This window comes from Paractinoplanes deccanensis (assembly GCF_016862115.1).
Taxonomy (GTDB): domain Bacteria; phylum Actinomycetota; class Actinomycetes; order Mycobacteriales; family Micromonosporaceae; genus Actinoplanes; species Actinoplanes deccanensis.
Window position 1 is genome coordinate 1 of sequence record NZ_BOMI01000140.1, and the last position, 21,790, is coordinate 21,790.

A 21,790-nucleotide genomic window follows, 5' to 3' on the forward strand; every position below is an offset into this window, starting at 1 on the left:
GCACCCGCGGTGGCCGTGCCCGCGCATGCCGCCGCCGCTTGTGTGTCGGCCGCCGCCGCCACGTACAGCCACACCCTCGACGGGGAAGCGGGCACCGCGACCATCACCGCGACGACACCCCTCTGCTCCGGCCAGAGCCAGACCTTCGCCCTCGCGTCCTACACCGCCGGCGCCCCCACGTCGAACGCCCGCCCGTTCGTCTTCTCCACCGACCGAGGCTCGATCACCGCCGCGAAGCGCAGCCTGTCGCTCAAGGTCGCCGTCCCCGGCTGCTACACCCAGGTCGAGACGATCAAGGGCACCACCTTGGCGTACGAAGGCAGCAACGCCCCCGGCGACACGCTCGACTCGTACCGCGGCGGCAGTAAGGATTGTTCGCCGGCCCCCACCGTCACCTTCGACAACAGCTGCGACGGCTCCTTCACGGCAACCCTGGCCAACAGCGACCGCGCCGGCACCGACGCCGTCTTCCTCACCGGCGACCGGCTGCTGCGCCTGGCACCCGGCACCTCGAAGAAGGTCACCGCCCGTTCCCCGTCGACACTCACCGTCCGGACGAGCACCTTCACCACCTACACCGGCACGTGGCGCCAGCCGACCACCTGCGCGGCCGTCCCCGCCCCCACCACCTCGCCGGCCGCGCCCTCCGCGGCTTCCTCCCCCACCGGCGCGTCACCCGGCGGATCACCCAGCGGCGGCTCCGGCGCCGGCGGCCCCGCATCCACTCCTGCGGCTTCCACCACAGCCGACCTTTCCGACACGTCGGATTGGTACCCGGCAACCCCGGCCCCCACCGCCACCGACACCACCGCCATGTCCGACTCCGGCCTGAGCACGGGAAGCATCCTGGCCATCGCCTTCGGCCTCCTGCTGATGGTCGGCGGCGGCTTCCTACTGGTACGCGTCCTCCGAACCCTCCGCGACGAACCCTGACCCCCTTAGCCCCGCCCACCCACCGCTACGCGGCCGCCGGGCCGTCACGCGCGACCAGACCGTCACCCGAGCCCAGCCGTCGCGCGCGGACCGCGCCCGGCCGTCATACGGGGCCCAGCGCCCGGCCGTCACGCGCGGCCCGACACCCGGCCGTCACGCGCGGCCCCACACCCGGCCGTCACGCGCGGCCCCACACCCGGCCGTCACGCGCGGCCCCACACCCGGCCGTCACGCGGAGCCCCGCCGGCACGCGGCGTCCCGCCGTCACGCAGCGCCCGGCAAATCGCGCAACGCCCAGCAATCGCGCGGCGCCCAGCGGTCACGCATAGCCAGGCCGTTACGTGGCGCCGGGCCGTTACGCGGCGCCGGGCCGTTACGCGGCACCGGGCCGTTACGCGGCACCGGCGACAAATCGCCGCACCCTGCCCACAGACGCCGGGGGCCTACAGGTCGCCGCGCCGTCCCCAGCGCACCCGCCTACATACCGCCGCGCCCGTCCAAATCTTCGCTCCCGCCCGGAAATCCCCGCGCCCCGCCTACGGTTCGTGGTGACCTGTCCTACAGGTAGTTGCCGGCCCCGCGCCGGTGTTGCCATGCTTGTCGCCGATGCCGCTTTCGCGGACATCCCGGACGAGTGTGTGTCGTACCCGGCCTGACAAGACGACCACCGAAGAGGGTGCTCGCCATGGCCTGGCTCGTTCTCGTCATCTCCGGCATGCTCGAAGCCGTCTGGGCCATCGCCCTCGACCGCAGCGCCGGCTTCAGCCGTCCCATCCCCAGCGTCGTCTTCGGCGTCGGCCTCGCCCTCAGCATGGCCGGCCTGGGCTACGCCCTCCGCACCATCCCGGTGGGCACCGGCTACGCCGTCTGGGTAGGAATCGGCGCCGTGCTCACCGCGCTGGTCGGCATCTTCGCCCTGGGCGAGAGCGCCGGCCTCCCCCGCCTGATCTCGCTCCTCCTGGTGATCGCCGGCATCATCGGCCTCAAGGTCTTCCACTGACCCACGACAGGCGCCCGAAGGTGCTCACGCTCTCGGACTTGCTCACGCCGTGGGCGGGCGGTGGGTCTAGCCGTCGAGGAGGCCCAGGCGGTGGGCCACGGCCGCGGCCTCGACTCTGTTTGTCACCTCCAGCTTGGCGATGATGCGGGACACGTGGACGCTCGCTGTCTTGGGCGAGATGTAGAGGGTCGTGGCTATCCGGCTGTTGCTGTGGCCCTCGGCCACGAGGCGCAGCACCTCGCGCTCGCGGGCGGTCAGGAGCTCGGTGCCCGGGGTGGCGGGAGTGGCGGCGGCGCGGAGGCCGAGGCGGCGGGCCAAGGTGTCGGCTGCCTCGATCAGCGGGGTGGCGCCCAGGGACTCGGCGATCGCGATCGCTTCGGCAAGCGTCGAGGCGATGGCGGCGCGATCGACGCCGGCGTGGGCGGTGGCGGCGTGGGCGGTGGCGGCGGTGGCGGCGTGGGCGTGGGCGGCGTGGGCGGTGGCGGCCTGGGCGTGAGCGAGGCGCGCATCGGCAACACGGGCATCGGTGTGGGCGTGGGCGGCGTGGGCGTGGGCGGCGTGGGCGTGGGCGGTGTGGGCGTGGGCGGCGGCCTGGGACTCGGCCAGGGACAGGAGGGCTGTGGCCAGCTCGTACTGGTGGCCGTCGGTGCGCCAGGCGTCGACGGCGGCCTGCCAGGCGGGCTCGCCGCCCTCGAGGTGGGCCTCTGTCTGGGCCGCGTGGGCTCGTTCGGCGGGGAAGCGCCGGGGCAGCGCGGCCGCCCTGGCGCGGATGGCCTGGGCCAGGGCCTTGTCGTCGGCCTGGTGGGCGGCTCGGGCGGCCAGGGACAGGATGGGCCAGGTGTAGCGCGGGGTGGCCTTGGTGGCCGGCTCGGCCAGGGAGGAGCGGGCGGCTTCGGCGGCGGCCTCGGGGTCGCCGGAGGCCAGGGCGGCCGCGAGGCGCAGCTCGTGGACGGCGAGGCGGACCTCGTTGAGCAGGAAGGGCCGGGTCAGGAAGCTCAGCACCCGGGTGACCAGGGCCTCGGCGTCGTCGCGGCCGCGGGCCAGTCGGATGTGGGCGCGCAGGCGCATCCAGTGGAGCGCCAGGGCGTTGGGCGGGCACAGGCGGGCGGCCTCGGCGAGGCGGGCGTCGGCCTCGTCCCAGCGGCCCAGGGCGATCAGGGCCTCGGCGTAGTTGGCGCGCAGGAAGGTGCCGTTGGTGCGGCTCACCCCGGCGCGGTCGGCGTCCTGGAGGCCCTCGGCGGCGGCCGCGACCGACTCTTCGTAGGCGCCCGTCTCGTACAGCTGGTCGGAGAGGTTGACCAGGCCGCGGGTGAGGCTCGGCAGGTCGCCGGCCTCGCGAGCGCGCTCGACGGCGGCGCGGATCGTGGGCAGGGCCTCGTCGGGCGGGATGCGGCCGGCGCAGGCCAAGCCGTACGCCATCTCGGCCATGACCACGGCACGGAGGTCACCGAGCTCGGCCGCGTCGGCCATCGCGGCGTCGGCCACCTCGGCGGCGCGGTCGCGGTCGATGCCGGCGAGCACGTGGGCGAGGTCGGCCAGCAGCCGCACCCGGTCGGTGCCGCGCGGGGCGCCGAGCAGCAGCCGGAAGGCCTCCTCGCACTCGGCCCGCCCGTCGGCCTTGCCGGCGGAGCGCAGCAGCTTGGCGCGGCGGACCAGCAGGCGGCCGGCGCGCAGCGGCTCGGCCTCGGCGTCGAGGTCGCCGAGCGCGGCGCGGGTGAGGCTGAGGGCGCGCATGTGGTCGCCCGCGTCGAGGGCCACCAGCGCCGCCTCCTCGAGCAGGTCGAGGTGGTCGATGCCGAGCTGGGCCGCGGCGTCGGGCACGTCCTCCCAGAGCTCGAGGACGCGGTCGAGCAGGCGCGCCTGCTCGCCCCACGCGTAACGGCGCCCCGCCTCGTCGGCCGCGACCTTGGCGGTGACCAGGGCGCGCGGATGGTCGCGGGCCGCGTGCCAGTGGTGGGCGATCTCGGCGGCGGCCCGGCCGATGCCGACCAGGTGGGGCTCGGCCTCGACGGCCCGGGCGTATCGCGCGTGCAGCCGGCCGTGCTCGCCCGGCAGCAGGTCGTCGTGGACGGCCTCGCGCACCAGGGCGTGGCGGAACTCGTAGCCGCCGTCGTCGAGCACGACCACCAGCTGGGCGGCCACCGCCGCGCGCAGGGCCGCCTCGAGGTCGGCCTCCTCCATGCCGGCGACGCGGGTCAGCAGCTCGTGACCGAACTGGGTGCCGCCCACGGCGGCCACGCGCAGCACCCGCTGTGCGGGCTCGGGCAGCTGGTCGACGCGGGAAAGCAGCAGGTCGCGCAGGGTCGCCGGAATGTCGCCGCACGCCGGGTCGGCCGAGCCGGCGAACTGCTCGATGAAGAACGGGATGCCCTGGGCGCGGTCGTTGACCGTGTCGACGACCGCCGGGTCGGGCTCGGCGCCGAGCAGGTGGGCCAGCATCTCGGCGGTGCCGTCGCGGTCGAGCCGGTCGAGCTCGTGGCGCTGGACGCCGCGGACCCGGTCGAGCTCGCCGAGGAACGGCCGCAGCGGGTGGCCGCGGTGCAGCTCGTCGGTGCGGTAGGTGGCGATGAGCAGCAGCTGCGGCAGCCGGGCCGCGCGCACGAGGAAGCCGATCAGGTCGCGGGTGGAGCGGTCGGCCCAGTGCAGGTCCTCGATGATCAGCACGAGTGGCTGCTCGGCGCTGAGCCGGCCGAGCAGCGCGGCGACGGCCTCGAAGAGCAGGCCGCGCTGCTGCTGCGGCGGCGGGCCCAGCTCGGGCAGCAGCAGGGCGAGCTCGCGCTGCTGCCCGTCGAGCACCCCCGTGCCCTCGGCGCGCAGCAGGTCGCGGACCGCGCCGGCGAACGGCGCGAACGGCAGGCCCTCCTCACCCAGCTCGAGGCACTGCCCGGTGAGGACCCGCACCGGCTCGCCGGCGAGGCCGCGACGGAACTCCTCGACCAGGCGGGTCTTGCCCACCCCGGCCTCGCCGCCGACCAGCACGGTCGACGGCTCGGCGGAGCGGGTGCGCTTGAGCGCGTCGCGCAGCGCGGCCAGGTCGGACTCGCGCCCGACCAGGACCTCGCTGTGTGCCTGCGCTGTCATGAGGTCGAGCATGCCACGGGGGTACGACAACTTCCGCCCCCGAGATCAGGCCACGGCCGCGGCCCGGCGGCGGAGCCGGGGCCACCGCCCCGAGCGCTCACGGGGCGGGGACGCCGAGTGGGCGAGGCGCCGGGCCGACGCCCGGTCGATCAGCTCGGCGACGCGCTGGTGGTGCAGATCGAGCTGGATGTGCGGGTCGGAGTAGGGGAACATCGGTGCCTCCGGTCGTCCGGGAGAAGCTGACACCGAGAACTCTTCGCCCGAAGGCACCCCCGGGGCATGGGGCGCGAGCCTTATTTACACCCCTCGACCGGGGCCGGGGAGAGGTAAGACCGCCCTCCCCACGTAAGACGTACGCATCCCACTACACTTCCGGGTTATGGCAAAACCCCAGGAGAAGGTGTCGTTCGGCGAGCGCCTGAAGCAGATCGGCCAGGTGTTCTCGTTCACGGCGAAGCAGGACCGGTGGTTCGTCCCGCTGCTCGTCGCGGCCGTGGCCATCCCGGTCGCGCTGACGGTGCTGCTCGTGCTCCTGGGCGCGGGGTGGATCTATATCCCGATCGGCATCATGGTGACCCTGCTGGCCGCCGTGATCGTGCTCAACCTGCGCTCCAACGCCGCGATGATGAACGCGGCCGAGGGCCAGCCCGGCGCCGCCGCCTCCCTGGTCGAGAACATGCGCGGCGACTGGCGGGTGCGCCCCGCCGCCTCGTCGACGACCCAGTTCGACATGGTGCACATCGTGATCGGCAAGCCGGGCGTGATCCTGCTGGCCGAGGGTCAGCCCCAGCGCGTGCGCGGCCTGCTCGGCCAGGAGAAGAAGCGCCTCTCCAAGGTCATCGGCAACGCCCCGCTGTACGACTACGTCATCGGCAACGGCGAGGGCGAGCTCCCGATCAAGAAGCTGCGCACCACGCTGATGCGCATGCCGCGAAATCTGACCGGTAAGGACGTCAACTCGCTCGACAAGCGACTCGGCGCGCTGATGGCCCGCCCGCAGATGCCCAAGGGCGCCATCCCCAAGAACATGCGGCCCAGCAAGGGCGCGTTCCGCCAGCAGCGCCCCCGCTGACGGCGATCCACAGCGGACGGCGGCTCAGGGCCGCCGCAGCACCACGGACTTGGCGGCGCGGTCGTGCAGGCCCCGGCCGTCGCCGTCGTTGATCAGCGCGGGGATGAAGAGGCCGAGCAGCACGCCGCGGATCAGGCCCCGGAGCAGCCCGATCGCCCCGCCGTCCGCGACCGAGACGATGCGGATCTTGGCCAGCGTCATGCCGAGCGTCTGTCCGAAGAGGCCGACGAAGAACGCGTGCACCAGGACGAAGACGCCGAGCTGCGGCCACGGGTTGGCGCGCAGGTCGTCGACGAGCAGGCTCGCGACCAGGCCGGCCAGCGCCCAGTCGATCACCAGGGCGACCACCCGGCGGCCGAACGTCGCCATCTGCGCCTTGTCGAGATCGATCGCGTCGGCGTTCATGCGCTCAGCGTACGCGGGAAGGTTTCGGTGACCCGGCACACGCCTCGGCCGTCACGCGATAGCCTCGCCTTGATCGCGGTTCGCGCACAGCCTTCGTAACACGGCAGAAACATTTGGGATACGCCTGGGCAACTCCCACCCCATAGCGTCGCGACCACACTAGCCATGCGGCGGACCACGCCGCCCCGGTATCGAAATTTCGCGCCAGGAGGACGTGTTGTTCGCCAATCCCGAGGAACTCCTGCGATACCTCAAGGACGAGGACGTCAAATTCGTCGACGTACGGTTCTGTGACCTGCCCGGCGTGATGCAGCACTTCAACATGCCGGTCGAGTCGTTCGACGACAGCGTCGTGACCGACGGCCTCGCCTTCGACGGATCCTCGATCCGCGGGTTCCAGGCCATCCACGAGTCCGACATGATGCTGCTGCCGGACGTCACCACGGCCTTCATCGACCCGTTCCGCATCCAGAAGACGCTGGCGCTGAACTTCTTCATCCACGACCCGTTCACCCGCGAGCCCTACTCGCGTGACCCGCGCAACGTGGCGAAGAAGGCCGAGACCTACCTGGCCTCCAGCGGCATCGCCGACACCGCGTACTTCGGCGCCGAGGCGGAGTTCTACATCTTCGACTCGATCCGCCACTCCACCGCCGCCAACGAGGCGTTCTACTACATCGACTCGATCGAGGGCGCCTGGAACTCCGGCAAGGAGGAGGAGGGCGGCAACCGCGGCTACAAGACCGCGTACAAGGGCGGCTACTTCCCCGTGGCCCCGGTCGACCACTACTCCGACCTGCGCGACGCCATGGTCCGCCGCCTGATCGACGTCGGCTTCACCGTCGAGCGCTCGCACCACGAGGTCGGCACCGCCGGCCAGGCCGAGATCAACTACAAGTTCTCGACCCTGCTGCACGCCGGCGACCAGATGCAGATGTTCAAGTACATCATCAAGAACACCGCCTGGGAGCACGGCAAGACCGCGACGTTCATGCCGAAGCCGCTCTTCGGCGACAACGGCTCGGGCATGCACACCCACCAGAGCCTGTGGCTGAACGGCGAGCCGCTGTTCTACGACGAGACCGGCTACGCGGGCCTGTCCGACACGGCCCGCTGGTACATCGGCGGCCTGCTGCACCACGCGCCGTCGCTGCTCGCGTTCACCAACCCGACCGTCAACTCGTACCGGCGCCTCGTGCCCGGCTTCGAGGCCCCGGTCAACCTGGTCTACTCGCAGCGCAACCGCTCCGCCTGCACCCGCATCCCGGTGACCGGAAGCAACCCGAAGGCGAAGCGCGTCGAGTTCCGCGTGCCGGACCCGTCGTCCAACCCGTACCTGTCGTTCTCGGCCCAGATGATGGCCGGCCTCGACGGCATCAAGAACAAGATCGAGCCCCCGGCCCCGATCGACAAGGACCTGTACGACCTGCCGCCGGAGGAGTGGGGCACCGTCAAGCAGGTCCCGGGCTCCCTCGACGCGGTGCTCAACAGCCTCGAGAACGACCACGAGTTCCTCACGGCCGGCGGCGTCTTCACCGACGACCTGATCTCCACCTGGATCGACTGGAAGCGCACCAACGAGATCGACCCGGTGCGCCTCCGCCCGACCCCCCACGAGTTCGAGATGTACTACAACGTCTGACCTGCTCTACCGAACGGCGGTCACGATCGGCTCTCGGCCGGCGTGGCCGCCGTTTCGCGTACGCCTGCGTCTAGATTGCGTGGGTGGAGCTTGCACATCTCGGCGCGCCGGTCGGGCCGATGGTTCGTGTGCCTGGTGGGTTTGCCAATCGGATGTATCGGCTTGACACCGCACGCGGGTCGTTCGCGGTCAAGGAGCTGAACCTTCTCGATCGCCGGCGGCCGTACCGGGCCGAGGATGTGTTTCGGTTCGAGCGGGCGGCCTTCGCGGCGGGGATTCCGATGCCGGAGCCGATCTCGGTGGACCGGGGCACGGTCGTACACCGGTGGGTGGAGGGCGCCCGGGTGCCCGAGGCTGCCGTGCCGGCGGCGTACGCGTACGAGATCGGGGAGATTCTTGCCCGCCTCCACGCGCTCGACGTCGTGTGGGGCGGCGGGCCGGACGAGGAGCCGGTGGCGCGGGACTGGGCCGAGCTCGCCGAGCGTGCGCGTGCCACCGGGCAGCCGTGGGCCGGTGAGCTCACCTCCCAGGTCGGGACGTTCCTGGCCATCGCCGACTTCGTCGCCGCCTGTGAGCGGCCGGGGCCCGTCGTGCTGACCCACCGGGACGTTCAGCCGTGGAACCTGCTCGCTCGGGACGGGCGGCCGGTGCTGCTCGACTGGGAGCTGTCGGGGCTGCTCGACCTGTCCGGTGAGCTGGGCTCGACCGCGCTGAGCCTCGCCAAGGGGCCCGGGTTCGACGACATCGAGCCGGTCGTCTTCCGTTCGCTGCTCAACGGCTACGTCGCGGGAGGCGGTGTGCTGCCGCCGCCGGGGCCGAGCTGGTTCGCGTACATGATCGGTGGCTGGCTGGGGCACACGAGGTGGAACCTTCTCCGCTGCCTGGCCGGGACGGAAGCCGGCAGCGGGCCTGAGCTGGCGCTGTCGCACGAGGCCGTGCGCAACGGGGTGCGCGGCCTGCCCGACATGGTCGGCCGGCTTCCGCAGCTCGAGGCGCTGCTCAGGTGAGCGGCGAGCGCAACCATCGCCGGCAGGCGGTGCCGAACGGCTCGGCGCCACTGGTCAGCGCGGCGGTGAGGCGCTGCACGGCGCTTCGGGCGCCGGCCACGACGTCGGCGGGGTAGCCGTACGCCGTTCTGTTCGTCTCGAACTCGTCCTCGTCGAGGAGGTCCGCGCGGCCGCCGTCGCGGGTCCGCTGGAGGTCGAGGTCCAGGTCGACCATGGTGACCACGTCCGGGGCCGGCCAGCGCGCCGGTGTGGTGATGTCGCAGTAGACGTCCCAGGTGTTCGGCTCGGCGAAGAAGATGGCGGTCCACCACTGGTCGATGGGCACGAGCCGTACGGTGGCGCAGGCGGTGGCGAAGTGTCGCCCGGCGCCCGAGTGCACCATCGTGCCGGCTGGGGCGCCGAGCCACGTGCCGTGCTCGTCCTCGCCGAGACGCCGCATCGTGATGCGCCGGTGGAGGGTGCCGCCGTACTTGTTCAACACCACATCGACGTTCATGGCGACACGGTAGCCACCGATGAGTTCGGCCGGCACGCCGAGTCGATTCGGACATGACCGAGTTGAACGCGGACCAGGCGCGACAAGCGATCCTTGACCACACCGAACGACTGGCGGAGTCGGCCGCGGCAGCGGGGGCGGCAGCGGCCGTGCCGACGGCTCCTGAGTGGACCGTTGCCGACCTGGTGGCGCATGTGGGGCAGACACAGCACTGGGTAGCGGAGATCGTCGAGCGGCGGATCACCGACCCGGCGCGGCTGCCCACCGAGATGGCCGTCGTCCCCGGCGATCCCCGCGAGTGGCAGGCATGGCTGGCCGGCGCCGCGCGGCGGGTCGTGGAAGCGTTCTCCGATGACGCGCTCGACGCGCCGGTGTTCAACGCCGCGGGGGACGAACGGCCGGGGGCGCGGTTCTGGATGTCCAGCATGCTCAACGAGGCCGTCGTGCACGGCGCGGACGCGGCCGGCGCGGCGGGCCGGCCCGTTGACGTCGAACCGGGCGTCGCCGCCGCGCTGATCAGTAATCACTTCGCGATGCTCACCTCGCCCACGTGGGCGATGCGGCGGCCCGGGTCCGCTCGTGCCGTCCGGGGCACCGGGCAGACCCTGCAATGGCTGGCCACCGACACCGAGGACGCCTGGCTCGTCGAGCGCCGGGCCGGCGGGGCGACGTGGCAGCCCGGAACCCGGCGGGCCGATGTCACCGTGACCGGCCCGGCATCGGCGCTGCTGCTGGCCTTGACCCGGCGGCTTCCGCTCACGGACCGCGCCATCAGCGTCGACGGCGACGCCGGCCTCGCCCAGCACTGGCTCGGCAACACCGCGCACGTCGCCGACTGACGGCCGCTACCCGGCGCGGATCTCCTCGGCCTGGTCGAAGGTGAGGTAGTTGCCGACGGTGTATCGCAGCTCGGTCAGATACGCCATCGGAGGCCCGTCCGGCTGAGCCCTGTCGTAGAGCGGCAGGCGATAGATGAACGCCTTGCCGTTGGGATCCTCCACGGGTGGGATCGACTCGATCGCGTCGTTCATGAGCAGCACCGGCTCGCGGTTGAACAGCGTCACGCCGGTGTCCGGCGCCTCGAACGTCACCGACGTCGCGATGCGGCACTTGGAGGCTTCCTCGGGCGTTCCCGCGGCGAAGGTCTGGCCCGCCGAGACGACGTCGGAATTGATCCGTACGTTGATCGGGCCGAGGGTGTCGTCGTGCCCCTTGAGGCGCAGGTCCGTGAGGTTGACGTACACGTCCGCGGTGGCCCATTCCCGAGTCGTCGGGTTGTCGCGCGCGACTTGGAAGTAGCCGTCGAAATCCACCTGGAACTCCCCGCGATCCGGCATCCAGAAGACGTCGTGCGAACTGAGCGCGAGATTGTCGATGCCGCCCGGCGGCGCGGTGAACCGGCGCACCTCCTGGGGCGCGTAGAGCGACGGCAGCTTGCTGACGTCGATGCGCCGGCCCCACCCCGACGATCCGGGGCCACCCGGGCCCGGGGCGGCTTGGCTGAGAACGCCGCGCAGAAAATCGCCGAGCTGTTTACCCATATCGTACGGCTGGGTCACGATTGCCTCCCCGTTCGACCTGCCCGCATTGGGAGCATTGACGCTACTCACCGGGCCGGTGCCGGGACTTCTCGCCGCTTGCTCGGTCAGGGCCGCAACGCGCCGCGCAGGAAGAAGTCGACGACCGGCTCGGCCGGCAACGGCCGCACCCGGGTGCACACCTGCGACACGTTGAGGAAGATCTCCGCGAGGTCGTCGGCGGGCAGGCACAGGTGTTGCGAGTCCGGGCGCAGCAGGCGGGCGACGGCTTCCTTGGTCTCGGCCTGGCTGCCGATGGGGCCGTCCCACGATGTGCCGGGGGTGCCGCCGCGCGGGAAGGATGCGAGGTCGGCGCGGACGCGCTCGTGGTAGGTGCCGAGGATGCCGATCGCCTGGAGGAGGCGGGACGCGAGCGGCTGGTCGACGGGGATCGCGCGCAGCCGGCGTACCTCCTCGGTGGGGTCCATCGTGGCGCTGAGGTGGGCCGTCGCCATGGTCACCCAGGTCTCGAAGACCGCCTCCTTGTCGGGGAAGACCGTCAGCAGCTCGGCCTCGCTGAGGCCCGCGGCCTGGGCGATCCGCTCCATCGTCAGGGTCTCGTACTCGCCGATGAGGGGCGTGAGCGCCCGGACGACGGCATCCTTCTCGATCACGTCAGACCTCCAGGCCGGATGCTTCGCCGGCGGTTGCCGCTGTCACGTCGGCGGCTCGGTGGTACGCCTCGTCGAAGCCCTCGTCGCCCAGGGCGGCCCGGGCCTCGGCCGTGATCCGGTCGACGTCGGGGACCGCGCGGTCGCGGGAGCCTCGTACGGCATCGGCCGCTCCCAGCAGGAAGGCCGCTCTCTCGTACGCGCCCTCGCGCAGCGCCAGGTCGGCGACGCCCACCAGGACGACGGCGATCACCGGGGAGTCGTGGGAGTCCACGGCGGACCGCAGCGCCTCGCGGTGTCCGTGCCTCGCCGCGGCCAGGTCGCCGGAGGCCGCGTCGATCAGGGCCTGGGTGCTCAGGGTGATCGCCCGGAACTGGGGCACGGCGGCCGGGTGCTGCATCATCCGGACGGCGTCCCGCATGCTGCGGCGGGCCTCCTCCAGGTCGCCTTCCATGCGGGCGAACGTGGCGCTGCCGTACGCGACCGACGCCTTCACCTCGGGCAGGTTCATGTCGGCCGCGCTCGCCCGCGCCTTCTTGAGGGTCGTGCGGGCCTCGTCGGTCTCGCCGGCCAGCCACAGCTGATGGGCCAGCTTGACCTCCATCTGGGGCAGATCCTCGCGTACGCCGACCTCGCGCACCAGGGCGATCGCCTCCCGCTGCCAGCGCACCGCCTGAGCGAAGTCGCCGCGCGACGCGACCATGTCGCCCAGGGTGCTCAGCGAGAAGCCGATGCCCCAGCGCTCGCCGATGGCGCGGAACCCGGCCAGGGCCTCGCGCATCTCGGCCTCGGCGACCTCGGCGCTCTGCCCGAAGTTGAGCCGCAGCTGCGACACCATCATCTTGGCGACCGCGCGCAGCCACGGGTCGGGGTCGTCGAAGAGGGCCTCGGTCAGCTCGAAGCCGCGGGCCGGGTTGGTGCGGTCGTCGAACATCGCGCTCATCGGGCCGAGCAGGCGCAGCGCGGGGTGCGGCGCGCGGCTGGCCGCGCCGGTGTCGCGGGCCAGGCGGAACTCCTCGTTGACCCGGTCGACCGGCAGCGCGCCCTCCAGGCCGTTGATGGCCGCGTACGTGTGGACCAGCGCGAGATCGTCGAGGTCCGCGCCGCCAGGCGGCATCGCCGAGACGTCGGCGGCGAGCACCGCGCCCTCCATCCGGTGGCCGCTCAGCCACCAGTACCAGCCGAGCCGGGCGACGAGCGTGGCCGCTGTCGGCGTGTCGCCGGCGTCGATCGCCGTGCGGACGGCGGCGTGCAGGTTGTCGTGCTCGACGGCGAGCCGGCGCAGCCACCTGAGCTGGTCGGCCGTGCGCAGCCCCGGGTCGGCCTCGCCGGCGAGCTCGATCAGCCAGCCGGCGACGGCCAGCCGCTGCGACTCGGACTCGCCCGCCTCGGCCAGCCGCTCCAGGCCGTACTCCCGGATCGTCTCCAGCATGCGGTAGCGGCCGTCCGCGCCCAGCACGAGCAGGGACTTGTCGGCGAGCGCGCCCAGCACGTCCAGGCCGGCGCCGCAGACCCGCTCGGCGGCGGTCGCGTCGGCGCCACCGGCGAACAGCGCGAACCGTCGCCACAGCCGCCGCTCCGGCTCGCCGAGCAGGTCCCAGCTCCAGTCGACCACGGCGCGCAGCGTCTGGTGGCGGGGCAGCGCGGTGCGGCTGCCGCCGGTGAGCAGGCGGAACCGGTCGGCGAGGCGGTCGGCGAGCACGGCGGCGGGCAGGCTGCGCAGGCGCGCGGCGCCCAGCTCGATCGCGAGCGGCATGCCGTCGAGCGCGCGGCAGATCCGTACGACCGCCTCGACGTTCTCCTCGGTGAGCGCGAAACCCGCGGCGCGGTCGAGCAGCAGGCGTACGGAAGGGAACGTGGAGGCGGTGGCAGCGTCCGCACCCACCGGCGGGAGAGCCAGCGGCTCGACCGGGCAGAGCCGCTCGCCGGGAATGCCGAGCGGCTCGCGGCTCGTGGTGAGCAGCCGGACGCCGGGCGCGGCCCGCAGCAGCGCGTCGGCCACCTGCGCCGCGGCGGCGATCAGATGCTCGCAGTTGTCCAGGATGATCAGCAGGTCGCGGCCGGCCACCGCGGCCAGCAGCCGGTCGAGCGTCTCGCCGAGCGGCACCCGTCCCGGCACGTCGATCACCGCCTGACCGCGCCGGGTCAGCGTGTTGAGCACCGCCTGCGGCACCTCGGCGGGGTCGGTGACCGGCGCCAGCTCCACCCGCCACACCTCGCCCGGCAGCCCGGCGCCCACCTCGACCGACAGCCGCGTCTTGCCGCTGCCACCCGGCCCGAGCAGCGTGACCAGCCGGTGCGCCGAGATCAGCTCGCGGATCGCGCGGGTCTCGGCGGTACGCCCGACGAAGCTGCTCAGCTCGGCGGGCAGGTTGCCGCGCGCGGGCGCCGGCTCGTCGCGGAGCAGCTCGAGGTGCAGCCCGGCCAGCTCGGCGGACGGATCGGCCCCGAGCGTGCCGGCGAGCGCGCGGCGGGTGTGCTCGAAGACCTCCAGCGCCCGCCCCGGGTTGCCGTCCGCGCGCAGCGCCCGCATGAGCAGCCCGGCGAGCCGCTCGTCCAGCGGGTGCGCCGCCACCAGGGCCTCCAGCTCGGGCACGACGTCGCCTCGGCCGATCCCGGCTTCGAGCCGCCGCACGGTCGCGGCTTTGCGCAGTTCGGCGAGTCGTACGGCCTCCGGCCGCGCCACGTCGGGGAAGTCGAGCTCGCCGCGCCACAACCGCAGAGCGGCCTCGGGGTCGACGGGCGCGAGCCGGGTGAACCGGTGGGCGTCCACCGCGTCCGGGTCGAGGGCCAGCCGATAGCCGCCCGGCACCGCCTCGACGGTGAGACCGGCCCGGCGCAGCCGCGACACGAGGGCCTGCAGCGCGTTGCCCGCCGCGGCCGGCGGATCGTCGGCCCAGATGCCGTCGACGAGCCGGTCGGCGGACACCACCCGGCCGGCGTCGAGGGCGAGCAGCAGGAGAAGGGCGCGCAGCCGGGCGCCCGCGACCGGCACGATGTGGCCGCCGCCGGTGCGCAGCTCCAGCGGGCCGAGCAGCGCGATCTCCACCCGTACGATTGTGCCCGCTGTGGCAAACGGGGTATCAGGCGGCGCTGGTCACCGGGGGCTCGCTCGACCACGGGAAGTTGATCCACTTGTCGGTGCGGGACCAGACGTACTCGCACTGGACGATCGAGTGCGGCTTCTCGTAGATGACGGCGGTGCGCACCTCGGCGGCGTGCCCGGCGCAGAAGTCCCGTACCAGCTTGATGGTCTCGCCCGTGTCGGCGACGTCGTCGACGACGAGGATGCCGGCGCCGCTCATGTCCGCGACGCTCGGCTCCGGTCCCAGCATGACCGGCGTGGCGAGGCGCTCGTCGACGCCGGTGTAGAACTCGACGTTGACCACGTGCAGGTTCTTCACCTCCAGCGCGTAGCTGATCGAGCCGGCCGCGAACAGGCCGCCCCGCGCCACCCCGAGGATGAGGTCGGGACGCCAGCCGTCGTCGGCGATCCGCTGGGCGAGGGCGCGCCCCGCCCGCCCGAAGTCGTCCCAGGTCAAGGTCTCGCGCTCAGTCACCGGATCAACCTACCGGCCACACATAAGGAAGATCATCCGGGACGTCCGGGCCGAAGATCGGCCGGTAGAAGGCGGGATCCTTGCGCAGCAGCGCGGACTGGTGGCTGCGGTGCACGGCCAGGTCGCCGAGCCACGGCGGCAGTCCCCCCGACGCTTCGAGCTCCTTCTGCGTACGGATGGGATGCTCGACCGCCGAGTCGGCGACCAGGGTGGCCGCGCACGTGTCGGCGCGTCCCGTGGCGATCCAGACGGCGCACATGTCGAGGCCGTAGCGCACCAGCCCCTCCTCGTAGCCGCGCCACATCTTGACCGCGGGGTGGTGCCGCCACCCGTACCCCTCGACGATCAGGCCCCGCAGCACCTGGATGGCCTCGACCCGCTGCTTGCCCAGCCTCTTCTGATCGAGCACCTGGGCGGAGGCGACGAAGTCCGGGTACGGCAGGAATGTCTGCATCCCCCGATTCTTCCCGCCGGGGTGGCGCAACCAACCGATCAACCAAGACAATCCTCCGGTGATCCGCGACCTGGTGCCTCACCGGTGAGGCACGTAGCCCTGGACCCCGACGGCTTGGCCGGCCTCTGCGTCGTCGTGCCGGCCCCCACCGGCGTCACCTACCACCACCAGTACGGCGGCACGGCGTGCCGTCAGGGCCGCCAGGAGGGCTATCTCGTGCCCCTGGCCGCCTTCGCCGCCCTCGACCAGCTCCGCGAGATCTTCGAGGTCCACCTCGACAGCGTCGGCACCTGGAACTACCGCTGGCCCGACGACGAGCTCGACCACCTCCGCCGCGTGATCACCGAGATCTCCTACTGGACCTCCGACGACGGCCGCAGCGAGGAGCCCAAGCCCCTGACCCTCGACGAGTCCCGCCTGGCGGAGGTCGACGAGGCGTGGATCCCGGTGCAGACCCCGGACGGCCCGGCCATCCTGATCTGGCCCAACTCCGACTGAGCGGCCGCAGAGACGGACGGCGGCCACGCGGGCGTGGCCGCCGTTCGCGTCGGCGAGGCTCAGAAGAGGCGGCCGAGCCGGAGGAAGACCGTCTCGCCGGTGGCGTCGTCGAGGGCGTCGTTGTCGGTGACGGCGTAGGCCTGGCCGTCGCCGGCGATGGCGAGGCCCTCGACCTTGTCCTGCACCCAGCCGTTGCCGGCCCTCAGGGCCGGCAGCAGGTCCTTGACGAGCTTCTTGCGCACCGTCGGGACGCCGGTCCACGTGGCGGGGACGTCGAACGTGGAGACCTTCTTGATCGAGGCCTGGGGGCCGCGCTGGTTGTCGCGCTCGATCACGGCGAACGTGTTGCCGTCGACGGCGACGAGCTCGGAGAGGCCGGTCCAGCCCACGGGGGCGGCGTCGAGCGGGTAGGCGAGCCACGACCAGGTGCCCTTGGCGAGGTCGTAGCGGCCGATCCGGGCGACGTTCGCGGGGTCGGTCTTGAGCGGGCGCTGGACGGCCACCCAGACCGCTCCGCCGGACTCGGCGACGCCCTCGAAGCCGTTCGTGGTCACCGCGGCGGCGATGTCGGCGGGCAGCGGGATCTCCTGCTGGACGGCGCCCCTCGCGTCCAGGCGCACCAGCAGGTTCGGCGTGGACGCGGAGCCCTCGACGCCCAGCCAGTAGCCGCCGGTCCGGCGCGCGACGATGCCCTCGGCGTCGTACCCGATCGGCTTGCCGTCCTTGGTCACCGTGAGCTGACGGGTGATGGTGGCCGGCCGCTCGCCGGTGTCCACGGTCAGGATCCGGGTCGGGGTGTACGCGGAATCGGTCACCGACACGAGCTTGTCACGCGTGCCGGGCACCCCGGACAGACCCGACAGCGTGCCGAACGGGATCTCGTCCTCGCTGACGATCGACGGGAACCCGCCCGTGCCGAGGCCGAAGATGGTCACCGAGCCGCGGATGTTCGCGTCCGGGATCTCCTCCTCGCTGGAGACGATCACCAGGCCGCGCGACGGCACCGCCACGACGCCCTCGGGGCCGTTCGTGGTCGGCAGCAGCTGCTGGAACCTCGGGCGGCGCGGGTTCGACACGTCGTACACGGCGGTGAAGTTGCCACGTTCGGCATTCACGAAGACGTACGGCGTACCGCCGATCCTCGCGAAAGCGACGTTCTCGGGCTCGATGCCCTTGGCGTCGGAGCGCTTGTCCGGGTAGAGGCCGTGCTCGACGGCGATGTGCTCGAGCGAGTTGCCGGCGTCCCAGACGACCCTGCCGTCCCGCGAGAAGATCGTCCAGCCGCGGCTGCCGCCCTCGTAGTCGCCCTCGTTCGCCGAGGCGAAGTAGTCGTCGGAGATCCAGGCGACACCGTCGGGCTCGCGCTTCGCGGTGATCGTGCCGTCGAGCGTGATGTCGTCGTCGTCCTTCGTGTCCACCCCGGTGACGGTGACCTGACCGGCGCCGAACTGGCGGACGACCCGCTTCGAGGCGAGCGAGACGATCGCGATCTGGTTGTTCTCCTGGAGCGAGAGCACGGCCTCGTCGCGGGAGTTGATGCTGACGTACTCGGGCTCGGGGTCGATCCCGGCGAGATCGACCCGGCCGGCCTTCCACGTCCTGGTGTCGATCACCGACAGGTAACCGGCCGGCAGCTGCGGGAGCCGGCCGTCGTTGACGTCCTCGTCCCGCTCGTTCTCGATCGCGACGGCGACGTAGCGGCCGCTCGGCGCCACGGCGACCGAGTCGGGCTGGCCGCCGAGGTCGATCTCGCGTACCACCTTGCGGGTCCGGTCGTCGATCACGACGAGCTTGCCGGACGGGTCGGTGAAGCTCTGCCGCGTGTTCACGGCGGCCAGCAGCAGGTGGCCGAGGTGCGCCACCGAGGTGGGCTCACCGCCGACCGCGAGGGTGCCCTTCGGCTTCGGGCTGCGCGGGTCCGTGATGTCGACGAAGCCGAGGCGCTTGCCCGGGCTGTCGGTGTAGACGACCGTACGGCCGTCCTGCGTCACCGTGGAGATCTCGGCGGCGGCCGTGTCGTCGATCGACGAGTTCAGGTATGCCGGGAAGGTGGCGAGGCGCTGGAACTCCGGGTCTTCGTGGTGCGCGCTGGCCGGCGTGGCGATGCCGGCTCCGACGAGAGCCGCGAGGGCGATCGCCGAGGTGGTACGGCGTTTGGACATGCGCTCTGACTACGTGACGATCTTGTCTTCCTCGTACACGGGAGACGAACGGCGGGTGCCGATGGGTGTCCAGATCAGCAGGGCCAGGCTGAACCAGACATAGAAGTTGCCGCCGATGAGCTCGAGCGGCGGCCGCGGCCGCTTCTCCCACAGCCAGGTGATCCGCGAGGTCATCACGAGGTACGCGGCGCCGCCCAGCCACAGCGGCCGCCGGTCCGGACCGGACAGGCCCACGTCGACGCAGCGGACGATCGCCGGCAGCAGCCACACGCAGTGGTGGATCCAGGTCACCGGGCTGATCAGGCAGCCGAGCACGCCGGTCAGGGCCAGCCCGCCCATGATGTCGTCCGGCTCGCTGCGGACCCGGTAGGCCCAGAAGACCAGGGTCGCCAGGACGCAGACGAGCCAGACCTTCGACTCCACCTGGTCGATGGGGAGCCGGGCCAGGAAGCCGCGCTCGGACTGGTTGGACAGGAACGACAGCACGCCGACCCGGTTGGTGTCCCACAGCGCGGAGGTCCAGAACTCCCGCGACTCGTCCGGGAAGACCAGGCCCGCGACCAGCGTGACTCCCGCCGCGGTGCCGGAGGCGGTGATCGCGGCCCGCCAGCGCCGGGTGATCAGCAGGTAGAGGATGAAGACGCCCGGCGTCAGCTTGATCGCGGTGGCGAGGCCGATGCCGGCGCCGGCCCACTTGCGCCCGCGCCGGAGCCCGAGCAGCAGGTCGCCGGCGACGAGGGTGAGCAGCAGCGTGTTCACCTGGCCGAAGGTGATCGTCTCGCGGACCGGCTCGAACGCGATCGCCAGGCAGACGGCGATCGCGAACGCGAACCAGACGGTCCAGCCCTTGCGCTTGATCAGCGGGCCGGCGAACCACCAGGTGAGCAGCGCGGTGGTCAGCACCGTCGCGACCACGGCGATCACCACCACGGCGCCGAACGGCAGGAACGCCATGGGCGCCATCACCAGCCCGGCGAAAGGCGGATAGGTGAAGCCGTACGGGGTGCCGGGGCGCAGCCAGTCGTAGACCATGCCGCCGTCGCCGCGGAACCAGTACTGGATCGCCCCGTAGTAGACCTTCGAGTCGAAGTACTCGTTACGCGTCTCGGCCAGGTAGACGATGAACAGCGTGATCAGCGCCAGCGCGGTTACGAGTCCGATTTTTCGCTTCATGCAGTGCTTTCCACGCTAAATAGATTACGAAGGCCGTCATGAGGATCGCGCCCTGGGACTTCACGGCGAGCGCCAGGTTGTAGCCGTCGGGCAGGCAGAGGGCGGCGGCGACGGCGCAGGGGGCCACCAGCCACCTCAGGTGCCGGTGCAGGGTGGCGGCGAGGATCGGGAGCGCCCAGGTGGCGTACCAGGGATGGAAGACCGGGGAAAGAAGGACGGTCGCGGCGAGGGCGTAGCCGGTGAAGAGCAGGGGGTCGCGGGTGCGGGCCCGGAGCCAGAGGAAGACGAGGACGAACGCCAGGGCGACGATGCCGAGGACGCGGGTGACGGGGACGGCGTCGGGGCCGAAGAGGCCGACGGTCATGCCGATCGCGGTGGGCGGGGAGGTCCACTGGACGGAGACGCCGCTGCCGGTCAGGCCGGTGATCCAGCCGAAGCCTCGGCCGGACAGGAGGGAGGCTGCTGCCAGGGCCGCGAGGACCCCGGCGGCCAACTCGATGGCGACGCGCAAAGAGCGCGCACCCGAAGAGCCCTCACGCACAGAGCCCCCATGCACAGAGCCCGCCCTCCCTGGGGGGCCCCCACCTGCTCCAGTCTGACAGGAAACCGCGTCCCCGCGCCGACCCCCTGTGGACAACCAACGCCCTGTGGACAACCCGCCCGGCGACCGAAGCGCCACCCAAAAAGCGAACGGCACCACCACCACGGCAGTAGCCTTCACCCCGATCGCCAGCCCGAGCAGAACCCCCGCCGCCCAGACATACCGGCGGCTCAGCGCAAGCCCCACCCCCGCCACCACGAACCCGGCCATCACGGCATCGTTGTGCGCCCCCGAGACCAGATGAATCGGAATCAACGGGCACGCCAGCGCCACCCAGACCGCCCGCCCCACCGGCACTCCCGACCGCCGGGCCAGCGCCGGCAGGCAGACCGCGATCAGCCCCACACCGAGCACCGCGATGACCCGCAACGCCGCCAGCACCCCGGTCAGCGAGCCGCCCACCTTGGCCGCCAGCGCCGCGAGGAGCAGAAAGACCGGCCCGTACGGCGCCGGCGACGACAACCACGTCGGCGCCACGGCCTCCGCCCAGGGGCAGCCGAGCTCCGCCACCCCGCCCGAGTACGGATCCAGCCCCGCGGCCTGCTGCCAGCCCTGGCAGGCGTACGAATAAGCGTCGTAGCTGCCCAGCGGAAGGAACGGCAGCAGCGGGACCACCCACAGACCCGCGGTGACGTACGCCCACCGGGCCGTCGGCGGGGCGCGCATCCCGGCCAGCCACGCGCCGATGAGCAGGAGCGTGCCGAGCAGCCAGGCGAGCGGCAGCACGACGCCGTTCTCGCCGGCGAAGATCGTGCGCGGCGTCACTGTGGGCTCCCACGGGCTGCTCGCGCCGCCGAGCCAGGCGGCCACCGCGAGCAGCAGACTTCCTGCCAGGCCCACATATCGGACGACTCTGGGGCGGGGCATGGCGAGCACCCTACCGTGACACGCTGCAACCTCGGGGCTTCGGCTCGACGGGTAGGGTCGCTCCCGTGTGGGCTCGGCACCGGCTGGAGTGGGTCACCGCCGTTGTCGCGGCGGTGCTCGGCGTGGTCTATCTGCTGCTGCCGCCCATGGGTTCCGACCTGGCCGCCCAGGTGGCGCGCGCCGAGTTCTTCGCCGCGCACGGCTACACCCCGATGGACCTTCGCTGGTACGCGGGTGTGAACCAACTCGGCTACAGCCTGGTCTCGCAGCCTGTGATGGCCCTCCTCGGCGTCCGGGTCACCGGTGTCTTGTCTCTCGTCGGCGCCGCAGTGCTGTTCGCCGTGCTGCTGCGCGCCACCGCCGCCCCGCGACCGTGGCTGGGCGCCCTGGTCGGCGTCGCCTGCATCGCCGGCAATCTGGTCAGCGGCCGCGTCACGTACGGATTAGGGGTATTTTTCGGACTCGCCGCCTTGGTTCTCGTCATGCGGCGACGGCGTTCGTGGCTCGCCGTGGTGCCCGCCCTGCTGGCCGGCGCGACCAGCCCCGTGGCGGGCCTGTTCCTGGGCCTCGCCGGAGTGGCGCTGGCGGCAGCCGGCCTCCTCGGGACCCACGGCCGGGCGAGAACCGGCGGCCCACGGCGAACCGACGAGG

The 21,790-nt window shown here is 72.3% G+C and carries 19 protein-coding genes, 1 pseudogene and 1 riboswitch; of the genes and pseudogenes, 8 read left to right on the forward strand and 12 right to left on the reverse strand.

The window, feature by feature from the left end:
• Both Ade02nite_RS34115 and Ade02nite_RS34120 read left to right on the forward strand, forming a co-directional pair.
• Window positions 1-933 (forward strand): hypothetical protein (locus tag Ade02nite_RS34115; protein WP_203772843.1); only part of this gene is annotated, 933 nt, incomplete at its 5' end.
• Between the two features lie 603 nt (window positions 934-1,536).
• Window positions 1,537-1,604: riboswitch (guanidine-III (ykkC-III) riboswitch) on the forward strand.
• Between the two features lie 14 nt (window positions 1,605-1,618).
• The gene (locus tag Ade02nite_RS34120; RefSeq protein WP_203772846.1) at window positions 1,619-1,933 is read left to right on the forward strand and encodes a DMT family transporter; all 315 of its coding nucleotides are present in this window, start codon (window positions 1,619-1,621) and stop codon (window positions 1,931-1,933) included.
• 66 nt (window positions 1,934-1,999) lie between these two features.
• On the opposite strand, the gene Ade02nite_RS50430 is transcribed toward Ade02nite_RS34120, so the two are convergent.
• Together Ade02nite_RS50430 and Ade02nite_RS34130 are read right to left on the reverse strand one after the other, a co-directional pair.
• Window positions 2,000-5,014 carry a helix-turn-helix transcriptional regulator gene (locus Ade02nite_RS50430; RefSeq protein ID WP_275409966.1) on the reverse strand — a complete coding sequence of 1,005 codons (3,015 nt, stop codon included), beginning with the start codon at window positions 5,012-5,014 and terminating at the stop codon, window positions 2,000-2,002.
• A 45-nt stretch (window positions 5,015-5,059) separates the two neighbouring features.
• The gene (locus tag Ade02nite_RS34130) at window positions 5,060-5,227 is read right to left on the reverse strand and encodes a hypothetical protein (RefSeq protein WP_203772850.1); all 168 of its coding nucleotides are present in this window, start codon (window positions 5,225-5,227) and stop codon (window positions 5,060-5,062) included.
• Between the two features lie 166 nt (window positions 5,228-5,393).
• On the opposite strand from Ade02nite_RS34130, the gene Ade02nite_RS34135 reads away from it, so the two are divergent.
• Window positions 5,394-6,086, forward strand: a complete 693-nt coding sequence (locus Ade02nite_RS34135; RefSeq protein WP_203772852.1) for a DUF4191 domain-containing protein — start codon at window positions 5,394-5,396, stop codon at window positions 6,084-6,086.
• 24 nt (window positions 6,087-6,110) lie between these two features.
• Here the strand turns inward: Ade02nite_RS34135 and Ade02nite_RS34140 are convergent, their stop codons facing one another.
• Window positions 6,111-6,491, reverse strand: coding sequence for an RDD family protein (locus Ade02nite_RS34140; protein ID WP_203772855.1), 381 nt, complete (start codon window positions 6,489-6,491; stop codon window positions 6,111-6,113).
• 217 nt (window positions 6,492-6,708) lie between these two features.
• Here Ade02nite_RS34140 and glnA point away from each other — a divergent pair, with 217 nt between their 5' ends.
• Window positions 6,709-8,133, forward strand: a complete 1,425-nt coding sequence (glnA, locus tag Ade02nite_RS34145; RefSeq protein WP_203772858.1) for a type I glutamate--ammonia ligase — start codon at window positions 6,709-6,711, stop codon at window positions 8,131-8,133.
• 119 nt (window positions 8,134-8,252) lie between these two features.
• Complete coding sequence (locus tag Ade02nite_RS34150) at window positions 8,253-9,140, forward strand: phosphotransferase family protein (protein WP_275409967.1); 888 nt, start codon at window positions 8,253-8,255, stop codon at window positions 9,138-9,140.
• Here the strand turns inward: Ade02nite_RS34150 and Ade02nite_RS34155 are convergent.
• Window positions 9,133-9,636 (reverse strand): DUF402 domain-containing protein, encoded by a 504-nt coding sequence (locus tag Ade02nite_RS34155; protein WP_203772863.1) that lies wholly within the window; start codon window positions 9,634-9,636, stop codon window positions 9,133-9,135. The genes Ade02nite_RS34150 and Ade02nite_RS34155 overlap by 8 nt on opposite strands.
• A 53-nt stretch (window positions 9,637-9,689) precedes the next feature.
• Between Ade02nite_RS34155 and Ade02nite_RS34160 the strand changes: the two genes are divergently transcribed.
• The gene (locus Ade02nite_RS34160; RefSeq protein WP_203772865.1) at window positions 9,690-10,475 is read left to right on the forward strand and encodes a maleylpyruvate isomerase family mycothiol-dependent enzyme; all 786 of its coding nucleotides are present in this window, start codon (window positions 9,690-9,692) and stop codon (window positions 10,473-10,475) included.
• Window positions 10,476-10,481: 6 nt separating this feature from the next.
• On the opposite strand, the gene Ade02nite_RS34165 is transcribed toward Ade02nite_RS34160, so the two are convergent.
• The 5 genes from Ade02nite_RS34165 to Ade02nite_RS34185 form a co-directional block, all read right to left on the reverse strand.
• Complete coding sequence (locus tag Ade02nite_RS34165; RefSeq protein WP_203772867.1) at window positions 10,482-11,195, reverse strand: DUF6073 family protein; 714 nt, start codon at window positions 11,193-11,195, stop codon at window positions 10,482-10,484.
• Window positions 11,196-11,281: 86 nt separating this feature from the next.
• Window positions 11,282-11,827, reverse strand: coding sequence for a TetR/AcrR family transcriptional regulator (locus Ade02nite_RS34170; protein ID WP_203772869.1), 546 nt, complete (start codon window positions 11,825-11,827; stop codon window positions 11,282-11,284).
• A 1-nt stretch (window position 11,828) separates the two neighbouring features.
• Entirely contained in the window at window positions 11,829-14,873 is a 3,045-nt protein-coding gene (locus tag Ade02nite_RS34175) for an AfsR/SARP family transcriptional regulator (RefSeq protein ID WP_203772871.1), read from the reverse strand.
• 34 nt (window positions 14,874-14,907) lie between these two features.
• A complete protein-coding gene (locus Ade02nite_RS34180; RefSeq protein ID WP_203772873.1) occupies window positions 14,908-15,384 on the reverse strand; it encodes a phosphoribosyltransferase in 477 nt (158 codons plus the stop codon).
• Window positions 15,385-15,388: 4 nt separating this feature from the next.
• Entirely contained in the window at window positions 15,389-15,838 is a 450-nt protein-coding gene (locus tag Ade02nite_RS34185) for an MSMEG_6728 family protein (protein WP_203772875.1), read from the reverse strand.
• An 84-nt stretch (window positions 15,839-15,922) separates the two neighbouring features.
• Here Ade02nite_RS34185 and Ade02nite_RS34190 point away from each other — a divergent pair, with 84 nt between their 5' ends.
• Window positions 15,923-16,336 (forward strand): DUF6210 family protein, encoded by a 414-nt coding sequence (locus tag Ade02nite_RS34190; protein WP_203772877.1) that lies wholly within the window; start codon window positions 15,923-15,925, stop codon window positions 16,334-16,336.
• A 59-nt stretch (window positions 16,337-16,395) separates the two neighbouring features.
• On the opposite strand, the gene Ade02nite_RS34195 is transcribed toward Ade02nite_RS34190, so the two are convergent.
• Genes Ade02nite_RS34195 through mptB form a run of 3 tightly spaced genes read right to left on the reverse strand, consistent with a single transcriptional unit; the run spans window position 16,396 to window position 21,139 of the window.
• Complete coding sequence (locus tag Ade02nite_RS34195) at window positions 16,396-18,498, reverse strand: esterase-like activity of phytase family protein (protein WP_203772880.1); 2,103 nt, start codon at window positions 18,496-18,498, stop codon at window positions 16,396-16,398.
• A gap of 9 nt (window positions 18,499-18,507) precedes the next feature.
• Window positions 18,508-19,671 (reverse strand): glycosyltransferase 87 family protein, encoded by a 1,164-nt coding sequence (locus Ade02nite_RS34200; RefSeq protein ID WP_203772882.1) that lies wholly within the window; start codon window positions 19,669-19,671, stop codon window positions 18,508-18,510.
• On the reverse strand, window positions 19,595-21,139 hold the full coding sequence (mptB, locus tag Ade02nite_RS34205) for a polyprenol phosphomannose-dependent alpha 1,6 mannosyltransferase MptB (RefSeq protein ID WP_203772884.1): 1,545 nt from the start codon (window positions 21,137-21,139) through the stop codon (window positions 19,595-19,597). Before mptB ends, Ade02nite_RS34200 begins: the two co-directional genes overlap by 77 nt.
• A gap of 146 nt (window positions 21,140-21,285) precedes the next feature.
• Here mptB and Ade02nite_RS34210 point away from each other — a divergent pair.
• Window positions 21,286-21,790, forward strand: a pseudogene (locus Ade02nite_RS34210) (hypothetical protein); the annotation flags it as partial.

Coding starts and splice junctions, on each gene's coding strand:
- mptB (WP_203772884.1), bottom strand. CDS start 21,139: ATGCCCCGCCCCAGAGTCGTCCGATATGTGGGCCTGGCAGGAAGTCTG.
- Ade02nite_RS34195 (WP_203772880.1), bottom strand. CDS start 18,498: ATGTCCAAACGCCGTACCACCTCGGCGATCGCCCTCGCGGCTCTCGTC.
- Ade02nite_RS34140 (WP_203772855.1), bottom strand. CDS start 6,491: ATGAACGCCGACGCGATCGATCTCGACAAGGCGCAGATGGCGACGTTC.
- Ade02nite_RS34155 (WP_203772863.1), bottom strand. CDS start 9,636: ATGAACGTCGATGTGGTGTTGAACAAGTACGGCGGCACCCTCCACCGG.
- Ade02nite_RS34135 (WP_203772852.1), top strand. CDS start 5,394: ATGGCAAAACCCCAGGAGAAGGTGTCGTTCGGCGAGCGCCTGAAGCAG.
- Ade02nite_RS34150 (WP_275409967.1), top strand. CDS start 8,253: ATGGTTCGTGTGCCTGGTGGGTTTGCCAATCGGATGTATCGGCTTGAC.
- Ade02nite_RS34130 (WP_203772850.1), bottom strand. CDS start 5,227: ATGTTCCCCTACTCCGACCCGCACATCCAGCTCGATCTGCACCACCAG.
- Ade02nite_RS34185 (WP_203772875.1), bottom strand. CDS start 15,838: ATGCAGACATTCCTGCCGTACCCGGACTTCGTCGCCTCCGCCCAGGTG.
- Ade02nite_RS34120 (WP_203772846.1), top strand. CDS start 1,619: ATGGCCTGGCTCGTTCTCGTCATCTCCGGCATGCTCGAAGCCGTCTGG.
- Ade02nite_RS34200 (WP_203772882.1), bottom strand. CDS start 19,671: ATGAAGCGAAAAATCGGACTCGTAACCGCGCTGGCGCTGATCACGCTG.
- Ade02nite_RS50430 (WP_275409966.1), bottom strand. CDS start 5,014: ATGACAGCGCAGGCACACAGCGAGGTCCTGGTCGGGCGCGAGTCCGAC.
- Ade02nite_RS34160 (WP_203772865.1), top strand. CDS start 9,690: ATGACCGAGTTGAACGCGGACCAGGCGCGACAAGCGATCCTTGACCAC.